At 29.9% G+C, this 12,700-nt stretch carries 20 protein-coding genes; 10 read left to right on the top strand and 10 right to left on the bottom strand.

Annotated elements, in window-relative coordinates; genetic code table 11:
- Positions 1-145: 145 nt before the first annotated feature.
- Together gcvH and AA076_RS04045 are read right to left on the bottom strand one after the other, a co-directional pair.
- The gene (gene gcvH, locus AA076_RS04050; RefSeq protein WP_000290485.1) at positions 146-526 is read right to left on the bottom strand and encodes a glycine cleavage system protein GcvH; all 381 of its coding nucleotides are present in this window, start codon (positions 524-526) and stop codon (positions 146-148) included.
- Positions 527-683: 157 nt separating this feature from the next.
- On the bottom strand, positions 684-1,040 hold the full coding sequence (locus tag AA076_RS04045; protein ID WP_000589549.1) for an arsenate reductase family protein: 357 nt from the start codon (positions 1,038-1,040) through the stop codon (positions 684-686).
- Positions 1,041-1,183: 143 nt separating this feature from the next.
- On the opposite strand from AA076_RS04045, the gene AA076_RS04040 reads away from it, so the two are divergent.
- Positions 1,184-1,504, top strand: coding sequence for a thioredoxin family protein (locus tag AA076_RS04040; protein WP_001190695.1), 321 nt, complete (start codon positions 1,184-1,186; stop codon positions 1,502-1,504).
- A 149-nt stretch (positions 1,505-1,653) separates the two neighbouring features.
- Here the strand turns inward: AA076_RS04040 and AA076_RS04035 are convergent, their stop codons facing one another.
- Together AA076_RS04035 and aroD are read right to left on the bottom strand one after the other, a co-directional pair.
- Entirely contained in the window at positions 1,654-2,193 is a 540-nt protein-coding gene (locus tag AA076_RS04035) for a nitroreductase family protein (RefSeq protein ID WP_000422908.1), read from the bottom strand.
- An 82-nt stretch (positions 2,194-2,275) separates the two neighbouring features.
- On the bottom strand, positions 2,276-2,992 hold the full coding sequence (gene aroD / locus AA076_RS04030) for a type I 3-dehydroquinate dehydratase (protein ID WP_000150017.1): 717 nt from the start codon (positions 2,990-2,992) through the stop codon (positions 2,276-2,278).
- 147 nt (positions 2,993-3,139) lie between these two features.
- Here aroD and AA076_RS04025 point away from each other — a divergent pair, with 147 nt between their 5' ends.
- The 3 genes from AA076_RS04025 (at position 3,140) to AA076_RS04015 (ending at position 5,227) form a co-directional block, all read left to right on the top strand.
- A complete protein-coding gene (locus AA076_RS04025; protein ID WP_000974460.1) occupies positions 3,140-3,562 on the top strand; it encodes an organic hydroperoxide resistance protein in 423 nt (140 codons plus the stop codon).
- A gap of 398 nt (positions 3,563-3,960) precedes the next feature.
- Positions 3,961-4,455 carry a GNAT family N-acetyltransferase gene (locus tag AA076_RS04020; RefSeq protein WP_000569884.1) on the top strand — a complete coding sequence of 165 codons (495 nt, stop codon included), beginning with the start codon at positions 3,961-3,963 and terminating at the stop codon, positions 4,453-4,455.
- Between the two features lie 154 nt (positions 4,456-4,609).
- Positions 4,610-5,227 (top strand): LysE/ArgO family amino acid transporter, encoded by a 618-nt coding sequence (locus AA076_RS04015; protein WP_000255561.1) that lies wholly within the window; start codon positions 4,610-4,612, stop codon positions 5,225-5,227.
- A gap of 72 nt (positions 5,228-5,299) precedes the next feature.
- On the opposite strand, the gene AA076_RS04010 is transcribed toward AA076_RS04015, so the two are convergent.
- Positions 5,300-5,881 carry a histidine phosphatase family protein gene (locus AA076_RS04010; protein WP_001140693.1) on the bottom strand — a complete coding sequence of 194 codons (582 nt, stop codon included), beginning with the start codon at positions 5,879-5,881 and terminating at the stop codon, positions 5,300-5,302.
- 224 nt (positions 5,882-6,105) lie between these two features.
- Here AA076_RS04010 and AA076_RS04005 point away from each other — a divergent pair, with 224 nt between their 5' ends.
- Positions 6,106-6,342 (top strand): hypothetical protein, encoded by a 237-nt coding sequence (locus AA076_RS04005; RefSeq protein ID WP_000368687.1) that lies wholly within the window; start codon positions 6,106-6,108, stop codon positions 6,340-6,342.
- Here the strand turns inward: AA076_RS04005 and AA076_RS04000 are convergent.
- Complete coding sequence (locus AA076_RS04000) at positions 6,339-6,542, bottom strand: sterile alpha motif-like domain-containing protein (RefSeq protein WP_000145163.1); 204 nt, start codon at positions 6,540-6,542, stop codon at positions 6,339-6,341. The two genes, AA076_RS04005 and AA076_RS04000, sit on opposite strands and share 4 nt — an antisense overlap.
- 340 nt (positions 6,543-6,882) lie before the next feature.
- Between AA076_RS04000 and tsaA the strand changes: the two genes are divergently transcribed.
- The 5 genes from tsaA (at position 6,883) to AA076_RS03975 (ending at position 8,769) form a co-directional block, all read left to right on the top strand.
- Positions 6,883-7,143, top strand: coding sequence for a type II toxin-antitoxin system antitoxin TsaA (tsaA, locus tag AA076_RS03995; RefSeq protein ID WP_001059690.1), 261 nt, complete (start codon positions 6,883-6,885; stop codon positions 7,141-7,143).
- A gap of 28 nt (positions 7,144-7,171) precedes the next feature.
- Positions 7,172-7,360, top strand: a complete 189-nt coding sequence (gene tsaT / locus AA076_RS03990; RefSeq protein ID WP_000052078.1) for a type II toxin-antitoxin system toxin TsaT — start codon at positions 7,172-7,174, stop codon at positions 7,358-7,360.
- A 187-nt stretch (positions 7,361-7,547) separates the two neighbouring features.
- Positions 7,548-8,117 carry a lipoprotein N-acylation protein LnsA gene (gene lnsA, locus AA076_RS03985; protein WP_001106654.1) on the top strand — a complete coding sequence of 190 codons (570 nt, stop codon included), beginning with the start codon at positions 7,548-7,550 and terminating at the stop codon, positions 8,115-8,117.
- An 87-nt stretch (positions 8,118-8,204) separates the two neighbouring features.
- Complete coding sequence (locus tag AA076_RS03980) at positions 8,205-8,489, top strand: hypothetical protein (protein WP_001004395.1); 285 nt, start codon at positions 8,205-8,207, stop codon at positions 8,487-8,489.
- Positions 8,490-8,550: 61 nt separating this feature from the next.
- Positions 8,551-8,769, top strand: coding sequence for a hypothetical protein (locus AA076_RS03975; RefSeq protein WP_000005886.1), 219 nt, complete (start codon positions 8,551-8,553; stop codon positions 8,767-8,769).
- Positions 8,770-9,264: 495 nt separating this feature from the next.
- Here the strand turns inward: AA076_RS03975 and AA076_RS03970 are convergent, their stop codons facing one another.
- The 4 genes from AA076_RS03970 to emp form a co-directional block, all read right to left on the bottom strand.
- A complete protein-coding gene (locus AA076_RS03970) occupies positions 9,265-9,465 on the bottom strand; it encodes a cold-shock protein (protein WP_001059082.1) in 201 nt (66 codons plus the stop codon).
- 356 nt (positions 9,466-9,821) lie between these two features.
- A complete protein-coding gene (locus AA076_RS03965) occupies positions 9,822-10,508 on the bottom strand; it encodes a thermonuclease family protein (protein ID WP_001548082.1) in 687 nt (228 codons plus the stop codon).
- Positions 10,509-10,848: 340 nt separating this feature from the next.
- The gene (locus tag AA076_RS03960) at positions 10,849-11,319 is read right to left on the bottom strand and encodes a hypothetical protein (RefSeq protein ID WP_000824472.1); all 471 of its coding nucleotides are present in this window, start codon (positions 11,317-11,319) and stop codon (positions 10,849-10,851) included.
- Positions 11,320-11,653: 334 nt separating this feature from the next.
- The gene (emp, locus tag AA076_RS03955) at positions 11,654-12,676 is read right to left on the bottom strand and encodes an extracellular matrix protein-binding adhesin Emp (protein ID WP_000728056.1); all 1,023 of its coding nucleotides are present in this window, start codon (positions 12,674-12,676) and stop codon (positions 11,654-11,656) included.
- Between the last annotated feature and the right edge of the window lie 24 nt (positions 12,677-12,700).

The raw sequence follows: 12,700 nt of genomic DNA, 5'->3' as shown, positions 1-12,700 counted from the left end.
CTAAATTCATTATTTCCATCATTCTTGAATAATAAAATGTAGCAATACTCCAAATAATAGTACCTAATAATTTTTCTTTCATATCATTTATTTTCTCAGACTAAAAATAAACTCCTCAATCTTAGATTAAGGAGTTACACGGTGATTATTCACCAATCATTTCTGAATATTTTTCAGCTGTTAATAAAGCTTCAATCTGACTTTCATCACTAATTTCTACTTTTACCATCCATGCTTTTTCGTATGGAGATTCATTTACAAATTCGGGACTATCTTCTAGTTCTTCGTTGACTTCAACTACTTTACCAGAGATTGGTGCATATAATTCTGATACAGTTTTAACTGATTCTACGCTACCAAACGTATCCCCTTCATTAATTTCATCATCTGTTTCTGGTAATTCAACGAAAACAATATCACCTAACTCGCTTTGTGCGTATTCTGTGATTCCAATTATTGCTACATTACCTTCAACTTTAACCCATTCATGCTCTTTTGAATATTTCAATTCATTTGGTACTGCCAAGAGAATCCCCTCCTAATTAATCTTTACATCATTAATGATGCCATAAGGCTAGATGCTATTCAACTATATTTATAAAAATTAACAATTGTATAGCTTATTTCATTTTACATGTAATGAATCTAAATATCGAGATATTTAGTAAACGCTTACATTTCACTTACGCTAACCAAGTCTCTTTATATTGATCTTCTTTAAATCCTAATGTTATCTTATCGCCCATTACTGCTAGAGGACGCTTTACTAACATACCATCAGATGATAACAACTCTAACTTTTCATCATCTGATAAAGTTTGTAATTTATTTTTCAAATCAAGCTCACGATATTTCGCGCCGTGTGTATTAAACAATTTATTAATTTCTACGCCTGTATTTGCAATTATTGTTTTAAATTCATTTATTGTAGGTGTATGTTGAACGATATCAATTGGTTCATAACTTACGCCATATTCATCTAAAAACTTTGCTGCCTTTTTACAAGTTGTACAATTCTTATATTGGTAAAATTTAATCATACGACTGCAACCTCCTTTATGTATTTAAAATAAATATATCATTTTCCAAAGCAAAAGGCTTTCATTTTGAAGCTAAAATTTTTTATTATGATATAAATTTAGCTATAATAAAAATTATTAAACTATCTAGAGGAGTTGTTACAATGCAATCAATCAAAAGTAATGAATCATTTAAATCTGTAATTAATAGCGATACACCTGTAATTGTTAAATTTGAGGCAGGATGGTGCCCAGACTGTCGTGCTATGGATTTATGGATTGACCCAATCGTAGAACAATATAATGATTACCAATGGTATACTGTTAATCGTGATGAATTAGAAGATGTAGTTGTTGAAAATGAAGTTATGGGTATCCCTAGCTTGCTAGTATTTAAAAACGGCGATAAAATTGCACACCTTCATTCAGCAAATGCTAAGTCACCTGAACAAGTTGAATCATTTTTAGCAGAAACTTTTAAATAAATACTAAAATAAAAATGTGTATATACTGCACAATAAAAAGCTGAGACTGTTATTGTACCGACTCTAGTAAGTTAGATTAAATCTCTAACTCGATAGATGTCCATCAATTCATGACTCAGCTTTTATTAATGTTTCTATAATTATACATATTAATATAATGTAATTAAGTTTCTATTTTTACGTGGTGCTTTAGGCATATCTTCTTCTAAATCCGTTAAATATAAGAATCCAGCAAGAACTTCATCTTTCTTTATACCAAGTGTTTTTCTTACTTTAGGATCATAGATATATAATGGCGATTTCCAACATGTACCTATTCCCGCTTCATAAAGTAACAACATAAGATTTTGTGCATATGCACCAAATGCAAAGTAGTTTTCATCATTTTGACGTTGTCTTGGATCTGTTTTTAAAATAAGCAATAACATGCCACCTAGTTTCGTAACTGCATCATAATGACATTGTTGCTTATCTAATTCATTAGGAAATGCAAATTTAGAAATATCCTTACTCATATCTCCTAATCTGTCTTTCGGAACATGCACAACTCTCCATGGTTCCCTCATTCCGTGATTTGGAGCATCAGCAGCTTTCTCAATTGCTTGATATAGCAATGCGTCATCTATGTGCATATCTCTTTTAAATTTTTTCACACTTCTTCTATTAGCTATTGCTTGTTGTAATTCCATCTAAAATCGCTCCTCCACGAACAATGATAATACTTCTCAATTATAAGACAGCACTTACACAAAAGCAACCTAATTCATTTTATTAGTATAAAGTCACTTGTGCTTTTAAATCAGTAACATCAATCTGTCCTGGAGCTTGTGGTACTCCGATACAACCATAAGTCAACGCACCACCAAAAACGCCTTGAGCCGTTCTACTTATTAGTCCAAGTTTAGACATTGAAATACCAACAACTTTGCAGTCCATAGTATCTGAAAATGTAGACATTGCCTGCAATAAATTTAACACATCATTTTTATTATGTGGCATTACTGCTAATTTAACGTATTCTGGGTTGAATTTTTGCATTTTAAAAAATATAAATTGCAATTCATCTAATGGAGGCGTACTTTCGAAATTATGATGTGATATAACCACCTCTTTATTATACTGTTGCAAATGTGTAATGATTCGTTGATGTTTTTCAATGTCAATATCTGCTTGCCATTCTATATCAATCATATCTATGCCATTGATATTTGCTAAGTCTGATATTAAATTAAGATACGAGTCATTTGTAAATTGCCCATAGCCACCTTGTAACTTTGTACGATACGTAACTAATAATTTGAATGAATCTTGCATAACCTTCAGCTTTGTAATCATTTCTGCCACTTGATCAACTGTGACATTTTCAATTTGATCAATTCGTAATTCTAATACGTCTATTGCATCAATACGATGATTAATTTTTTGAATTAAAGTTTCTTCGATAGATAATTGTGGCGCGATAGTCGCTACTACTTCCACATGTGTCATAGTGAATCCCTCATTTCAGATACTCATTATTTTTATTGTAAACAACAACTTTTTATCCTTCAATCAAACAATGCTATAAATGAAAATGATTAAGGTATTTTCGAATGGGTAAAGCATAAATGTATTTTAAATTAGGAGGTTATAAGTATGGCAATACATTATGAAACTAAAGCGACGAATGTTGGCGGACGTAAAGGACATGTTTATACTGATGATCGAGCATTAGATATTGATATCGTTCCGCCTGCTCAAGCAGATGGTAAAGCTACTAACCCCGAACAATTATTTGCAGCAGGTTATGCATCTTGCTTCAACGGTGCTTTCGACCTAATTTTAAAGCAAAACAAAGTGCGTGATGCTCATCCAGAAGTAACACTAACAGTGAGACTAGAAGATGATTCAGACTCAGAAAGTCCTAAATTAAGTGTTTCAATTGATGCGACAATTAAAAATGTTATATCTCAAGAAGAAGCTGAAAAATATTTACAAATGGCTCATGAATTTTGTCCATATTCAAAAGCGACTCAAGGAAATATTAATGTCGATTTAAATGTAAATGTTGTAGATTAGCATTAACTTAAAGAGATTATTCAACGTTATTAATAAAATTCACATAAAATTCAAATTTGCCAACCAAAAATTTTTGGTTGGTTATTTTTTCTATTCGTGATTGAAATTTCTGGCAATATTTAACTGAAAATGATTGTACCTTAGTCATCATAAATGTGACCGGTTCCAATACTGGCTTGACTTCTTCGCATACCGTCTACAAATAAAAGTCCAGTGTCGACCAATAACCAATTCCATAATTTCCTGAACTTAAAAATAAATATAATTAAATTGATAATCCATTTACAAGAATGTGCATATAAATCAGTGATTGCAAAATTTTAATAAACATTTTAATATGTAATTAAGAAATTTTTTTAGTACAAAATCTTTCTTAATAATGATTAAGGAGGTCAGTAATGATTGAAATTAAAACATTAACGAATAATGATTTTAATGAGTATAAGAGACTTGTTTCGACAGTCAATGAAGAATTCACTCAAGATTCACATTATAGTCAAACAATGACTGACACCTTAATACATGACATTTTAAATCAAGGTTCACCGAAATGTATTGTATTTGGCTGTTATGAAAACGAAACACTTATCGCAACAGCTGCCTTAGAACAAATTCGATACGTTGGAAAAGAACATAAATCATTAATTAAATACAACTTTGTTACTAATAACGATAAATCGATTAATAGCGAGCTCATTAATTTCATTATTAATTATGCACGGCAGAACAATTACGAATCTTTACTTACATCAATTGTGTCAAACAACATAGGTGCTAAAGTTTTCTATAGTGCACTAGGATTCGACATTCTTGGTTTTGAGAAAAATGCAATTAAAATCGGAAATACCTATTTCGATGAACATTGGCTTTTTTATGATTTGATTAATAAGTAATACAGTTTTATATATTCTACATTTCTCATAAATTCAAATCATATAGGTTCTATTTTTCATACAACTACTCTACTATTGAGTAGTTGTTTTTTATTTGATATGATAACAATAAGTTTTTTCAGAATATTCTATGTTTTAGGGGTGTCAAAACTTAATGGTAACCGCAATTATTCATGGATTTATCTTAGCGATTGGTCTAATTTTACCTTTAGGTGCACAAAATGTATTTATTTTTAACCAAGGAGCTAATCAACCAAAATATAGATATGTATTGCCTGCAATAATTACAGCCGGGTTGTCAGACAGCTTACTTATTATTATTGCAGTGGTAGGAGTATCTATCATTATTATGTCTTTACCTGTACTTCAAGCAATTATTTATATAGTTGGTTTAATTTTCTTGATGTATATGGCTTGGACCATTTGGCATGATAAACCCTCAACAGATGGAGAAACTCAAATTATGTCTCCAATGAAACAAGTAAGTTTTGCTTTATCAGTTTCATTACTCAATCCACATGCTATTTTAGATACAATTGGAGTAATTGGTAGTAGTGCTGCATTATATAGTGGCAGCAATAAAATTGCGTTTACAATCGCTTGTATTAGCGTTTCATGGTTATGGTTCTTTTTACTCGCAATTTTAGGAAAAATGGTTGGATCAATTGATAAAACCGGAAAATTATTAACAATAATCAATAAAATATCAAGCATAATAATTATTATTGTTGCTCTGATGATATTACAAAAACTTATTCAATTATTATTCTAAAGCGTTATGTAGTTGTATTTTAAAAGCGTTATACAAAAGACATACTTGTGTCTATGTATAACGCTTTATTTATTATAAATTTGGATCAATTAACTCAACAAATTTAAATGTTCCATTGTCATATTCAAATTTCAGGATATTACAATTACCGATATTATGCTTTAATGCTTCATCTAGTTTAAGGCAATATCTTAAAAATACTCCCATTATTGTTCCATGACTCACGACTAATGCATTATTCTTTGTTTGAGACATAATGTCATGTAAAGTTTTCACAATGCGTTCTTCAACTTGTTGCCTTGCCTCTCCTTTGAAAGGAACAATTCGATCTCCGAATAAGTCCTCAGGCTTGTATAGATTATCAAATAGATAGACTGACTCACCTTCAAATATTCCAAAATGCCATTCCTTCAGTCCCTTAAAACGTTGATACGATTGGTTAGGTGCAACATTTTCAAGTGTGTCACTTGCGCGTTCTTGCGTTGATGATGCATATAAATCGAAGTTTATCCCCTTAGTTTCATAATAACTACGTGCCTTTTGAGCTTGAGCAATTCCAAGTTCTGTTAGCGGCGAATCTCCAAATCCCTGAATTAGTCCCTTAAAATTAAACAAAGTTTGTCCGTGGCGCATTAAATATAACGTTTTAGCCAACAATAACACCTCTTCAATAAAAAGTATTGATAGCTCAAAATGTATTCTCTTTTTATTAAAATGAGTACCAAATATATTAAACCATTATTTAAACTTTTTCGGTAGCGAAAACCTTTGCTTTTGATGTACATTTTTTTCATAAGTAATGATGATTTTAGTTTAAAAGATAATGTGACGGGGTAAAACGCAATGAAGAGTACAGAATTTTAAAGGAGTGAGTGTTTATGGATAATCATAATCAATGTAATTATGTGAATCCACAAAATGTTTCACTTGACTGGGAATGTTTTATAATTAGTAAAAGTGAAATGTTGTTAGATGGTGTACCAAATGAACTTATCAACACTTGGTTAGATAAAGACATTATTACACCATTTTCGATAAGAAATGATGAAATAAACTTTAAAACAAAAGATATTTGGGATGCACTAATACATCATAATTGGTACTACTCAAATTAATTTGCCATATATAAGCTAATAGCTCTATTTGTAGTTTCAATTAATTGATGATCTGTGTAATTAGACATCACATATGCTCTAATTACTTGGTGTCTTTCTTCTAATCGAGGGAATGCTTTATCTTCACTAACGTGTTCGGCCAATATACCAAATGGTGTGTTATCATTTTGAAAACCCATGATGAAATTGTAAAACGTCATAAGACTTGCCCCCTTCATTTATTAAGCGCTATTTAAAGTGTTATTATTAATCTTATCAGAAAACTAGTATTTGTAAATGTGCAAAAGTGATTTTGCACATTTTTTTGATATCTGATTCTAAAAATATTAACGAATTATACAACTTTAAGAGTTTTTAGTATGTAAATATTCTTTTCATATTAATACAATACACCCCTATATATGCTCACTTGTTTGAATTAATAAACTTTAGCATTCTGCAAATAATATTTTAAAAATAACTATACTTTTTATTTACCTATTGAAAAATAGTGTTATCATATTTATTAAGAAGCTATTTTTATACTAGTAGGTGTCAGTCATGAATAACATTTTGTTAAATGCTATCAATATAGTTATTACTACCACTTTTGTTATCTTTAATATTTTAATCACATATAATAAAGATTTAGATGATTTATGTTGGCTCCTGCCTGGTATTATCATTTGTGGTGTGATACTCATCGTATCCTTTACCATTGCAATGATAACTAAAAACTGGTTAAGTGAAATATTATTTTTTATAAATATCGTACTCGTTCTCTATTACATTTATCCTATTTTTTATAGTTTTATAGGTTAATAATTACGGTATATAAGGAGGGTTTCACATGTCTTTACATTTTGCAATTCTGTTTTGGCTAGCATTAATTTTCTTAGTTGCCGCTACGTTTATACTCGTATTAATGAAAAAAACTAGCAAAGAATCTAAAAAAGAGTCCTATTTAAGTTTCACTGTCATTCTCTATATTTTTGGATTCGCTATATTAATATACACATTTATATTTGGTGTGCTATAAATGAAATTCATTTTATATCCAGTCTGAAACGTCTCAATGATGTTTCAGACTGTTTTTTATTCTTAATAGACATTTCACACTCTCATACTTTAATATTTAAGATATGTTTTAGTCTTACAAGCTTATTAAAGATTACAATTCTAATTTAAGACTATTTACATATATTTCTTCAACAAGGAGCTTTTAAGTGAACTATATTAAACGAACGATAATTTTACTTATATTATTCGTTGTCGTATCCCCAATAAACTCACCAAAAACAATTGCAGATAATAAGTATTCAGAAATTCAAGATGACAAATTCCAATTACAACCTGGTGATATTATTGTTACAAAAGGCCCTGTCATGTGGGGATTTTTTGGTCATTGTAGTATCGCGATTGATGATAAAACGATTTTACAAATTGAGGGGCCTGGCGACAAACCAACTACACAATCCTTCGAATCTTTTAAATATAATTATGCAAGTGGCAAAAATGATTGGATGAAAGTTTATCGTTGCAGCTATCCTGGTGCAGGTAAAAAAGCGGCTGAATGGGTTAAGAAAAACTATGAGAATACAAATCATCGTTATCTAGTTACATTAAATTTGAACAGCAAAAAATTTACGTATTGTACTAAAATTATCTACCAAGCTTATAAATTTGGTGTAAGTGAAAAATCAGTTAAAAGTTATGGACTACATATTATTTCACCCTATGCAATTAAAGATAATTTTATAGATCCATACAAACTAAGGCTTGTTAAAGCTTATTAACACAGTTTCATCAAATAGTTAAATTAGTTTTTGTTTTGCAATAAATTGGGTATAGATTACAAATGATATTTCAGGAGGCCCAATATTTTGAATGAACTAACTAAAGAACAAAAGTATACAATAGCTAAATTTTACAAATTATATATTGAACGTTCGAATAAAGGAGAAACAGAAACAGTCGCTAACTTTTTTGGCGATGCTAAAGATGCACGTGAAAACTATTTTTGCGATCGTGATTATCAAGACTTCTTAACTAACTGCCAAATTTTAATTCAAAACAAATACTTAACTGGTGAAGTTTTGGACGATAACATTTACAATATTTCTATTTTAAACAAGACATTTATTGAATTCGAACAAAATTTTGGTTGAACATGAATGTCTCAACTATAAACTTTCTAACCCTATTTTAAAGCAGGAGTGAAAAACATACATGAGTGAATGGCATATTAATAATCAATCTACAAAACCTTTTTTAATACAACAAGCGGAAAAGCAATTGTCTATTGTTAAACCGTTGCCTAATGGTAGCTTCCAAATACTCACAGAAATAAATTTGGAGAATGGCAATATTAGTAACATCGATCATTCTTTACTTGTTTCAGTAGACCCCAAAGCATTAGAAATAAGTATATTTGACGCTGTAAATTAAACGCAATATTTTTATTTAATTATTTTAATGTTTCGCCTTTTAAATGAAAACAAGATTACTGAATTATTATGAGATTTTAAAAACAATAAATATTCTCAATAATTAATCAGTCTTAATAAAAAATTAACAAAAAGTTGATTAGTTAAATTATTAATTAAGTAGTAAGATATTATGCGATGTGGTATCCTATTATTGTTAAACATTTTGAGTGTTTAACATTACTTCTTGTTATCGCCATATACAGACTTTAATTCTCGTCATTATTAAAGTTCTGTATTGGCGCTTTTTTATATTCAAAATCAAAAGTCGGACAGATGAAAAGTAAAAAACTTTTCCATCAGTTCGATTTATTTTAGAACCATTATATATTGTTAAATCTCCAACTAAATTTATTGGACAAAAAAATAACGGCTAGTGCTTTTACCACACCAACTGTTATCGATTTAAAGCATAAAAAAACAGCCCTATAGTAAGGACTGTTTGAATAAGTTAAAATTACATTTTAACTACGTTTGCAGCTTGCTCGCCACGGTCGCCTTCAACGATGTCGAATTCAACTTTTTGGCCTTCTTCTAATGATTTGTATCCATCTTCAGCGATTGCTGAGAAGTGTACGAATACGTCGCTACCATCTTCTCTTTCGATGAAACCAAAACCTTTTTCTGCATTAAACCATTTAACTGTACCGTTATTCATATTGAATACCTCCGTCGTGCTTTTGCACTAAATATTTTGTAACAAATTCATAAATGAAAAGGAGAATATTCTATATAAATAACTCACATTTTTCTTCACGCTCTTTATTACTTAACTTTCATTATACACTTTTAAATATAGAAGTAAAGCATTATTTTATTTTCTGTGATAATACACATTGAACTATATAGTAACATTCCATTTTAATACTAAATTTAAAATTTTTATTTTCTAATATTAAATACACTTACTTTTGATACTATTTACTTTTTTAATTCTGAATTGATAATAAATCATATCGTGATCTAAAAATTATAAAAGTGCCACTAGCAGCAGTGACACTTTTACAATGAGCATTATTGACCTGAATCAGCGTTGTCTTCGCTCCAAATATTTAATTTCTCTTTTTTTGCTTGTGCTTCACTTTTTCTTAAAAGTTGTTCATGTGTATTGTTAGGTTTATAAACATAAGCAACTTTAGCCAAGCCTTGACGAACTAAAGCTTCGTTTACCATTTTTCCATCAGCATAAATATACGCTAAGCCACGTCCATATTTATCAGTTCTTTGACCTTTGTCAAACTCGACTTCAATTTTCTTTGCATTTTCTACCATTTTTTTCGTAAATGCACTTGCTTCAGGACCATATTTCTCTACACCTTTTTTAGGATGCTTTGTTTCAGGTGTATCAACCAATAATAGTCTGAATGTCATTGGTTGACCTTTGTACATTAATTTAACCGTATCACCATCAATCGCTTTAATTAATGTCGCAGGTTCTTTATGTAATTTTTTAGTTGAAGTTGCACTATATACTGTTGGATCTTCAGAACCACTTCTATTTACGCCATTATCTGTTTGTGATGCATTTGCTGAGCTACTTAGACTTGAAACTACAACTAAAGTTAACACTAAACAACTAGTAGCGAAATAGAAAAACCTCTTTGCGTATTGCCCTTTCGAAACATTACTGATAGCCATCCCTATAAGTAATATTGAAACGATTGCCATACATATGCCAGCACTTAATAAGTATTCTGTCATAACTAACACCTCTTTCTTTTTAGTTAATTTTAATATTAAACGTTAATTAATTATAATTCTACATTTTTACAATTAATTAATAAAAATTTAATAATTATAATAAAATAACTATACTTACTTTTATGTATTTTCTATATTTTAGGTGCCAGAACTTATATATTTAGCCTTATTTGTAAAATTAAAAAGCCTACAACATGAATCGTTGCAGACTATCATATCGAGACAAAGAGGTTTATTAGTGTCTCTATATCTATGTGGAATTTGAAAAGATTATTTATAATATTTACGGGGATAAATTGTCATTTAAAAACGAGATGTATAACTTATAATTTACTTTGGATTAGCGTTGTAATCCATTATAAACCTTATCAATTTGTTTATTGAAATAGTTTTGATGCGGTTTGCTTAATGTGTTAACTTTTTGTTTGGCTTTCATCCTAGCATCAGCACTTTGTGTATCTTTATAGTTCTCTACTAAGCTTTGTGCTTCTTTAACATGATCACGTCTAATAACGCGTTTGTCACGGTCTGTGAAATGTGATGAGTCAATTTCACTATAACCAACCATAGCTCCTGATTTACCGCCCATTGTTAATATGTTGAACTCCATCAAGTTTGAATTGCTATTAGATTGAAAAATATTAATTTGAGCATGTTCAACTGTTATAACTTTCTCTTCCGATACAATTTCAGTAAATTGCTTAGTATCATTTGCGCCACTCTCTGTTACTAATGCGTTTGCGTGATTAGAATGCCATAATTGAGTTGCACAAATTACACCCATTGTTAGTACTAATACTTTCCTTTTCATTTGTTTATGCTCCCTTATTTGCTTTGATATAAAAACCGACTTTTTCACCCTGTTTTCTTCGCCATTGAAAATTATATACCAATATTTTAGAAACAATAATTAACTTGCGATGAACAAACTATTAACAATAATCTTGAGTATTATATTTATCTTAATTAATAATATATTTATTTAAGATTATGTTACTTCCAACTTTCAAAGTAGAAAAACGGTATAATTTGTTGATGGGTGTTTATTGATAAACTGCAAAAAATACAGCCTACAACCACATAGATTGTAGACTATATTTAAAATAATAGGTATTTATCATATCTCGTAAACTTAGTGCCAATTTTTATACTCGTGGTGCTGGTAAGCTACCCTTAAATTCAGGAACGTAGTGTGTAGGGCTATAACTTGGAACAGCATATTGATAATTTACATTTTTGATATTTAATGATGGTTTCCCAATTTTATAACCATTTGATTGTGAAAATGAGAAATATTTCTTCACACCTTTAACTACTTTATAAGAATAGAAGTATTTATAGTCATATGCTTTATTTACTTTAGCATTTTGATGTGTTGCTGTTGTGTTATTTTGGAAACTTGGTACATGCATACGATGTGAATTGTGACCATATGGTGGAATTACCTTGAAACTATTTATTTGTGGCACAACACAAAAGTGATTAATTTTAATGCTAGCATGCCCTGGTGTAACAAATTTATGCGCGTGATATCCAGGAACTGCAAAATGATGCTTGATAATTAAAGATTGAGATGGATGTGTATATCTAGGCGATTCTGATGGTTTAACAATAAAGTGTTTATTAATAGAATCCTTTGCATGATTTACATGTTTATGTACATGTGTTGATTTGTATGAAGTAATAACTTTCTTGTAGTGGGTTTGCGTAGTAATGAAGTGGTGGTTTACTTTGTTTTGCGTAATAAATCTATTTACTTCTGGGCCTTTAGCAACAAAATGCTTATCAACTTGTTGTGAAGCTGGATTGTTTGTTGCTACATTCACGCGATTATTGATTTCTTTGTACTCTGGCACAATGTTTCCTAACTTTGATTCTGGTACGACAAAGTTTTTATCTACAATTTTACTAGCTGCCGATGAATCTGCAATCTTATTCAATTTATCTTCAGAAGCTACAAAGTTTTTATTGTCAGTTAAATTACTAACATTTACTTTTGGCGAATTCTTAAATTCATCGTAAGCTGGAATAATTTTATTAATTCCTGATTCTGGAACTACAAATTTTTTGTCAACACTCTCTGTCACTGATGCTTTAGCGTGATTTGAATTCATAATTTGTGTAGCAAATAGCGTGCTCATAGTTAAAACTAATAATTTCTTTTTCATCTGTTATTTCTCCTTTATATAGAC

This window comes from Staphylococcus aureus, from assembly GCF_001027105.1.
Classification (GTDB): domain Bacteria; phylum Bacillota; class Bacilli; order Staphylococcales; family Staphylococcaceae; genus Staphylococcus; species Staphylococcus aureus.
This window is presented reverse-complemented; position numbering and strand designations above follow the sequence as displayed.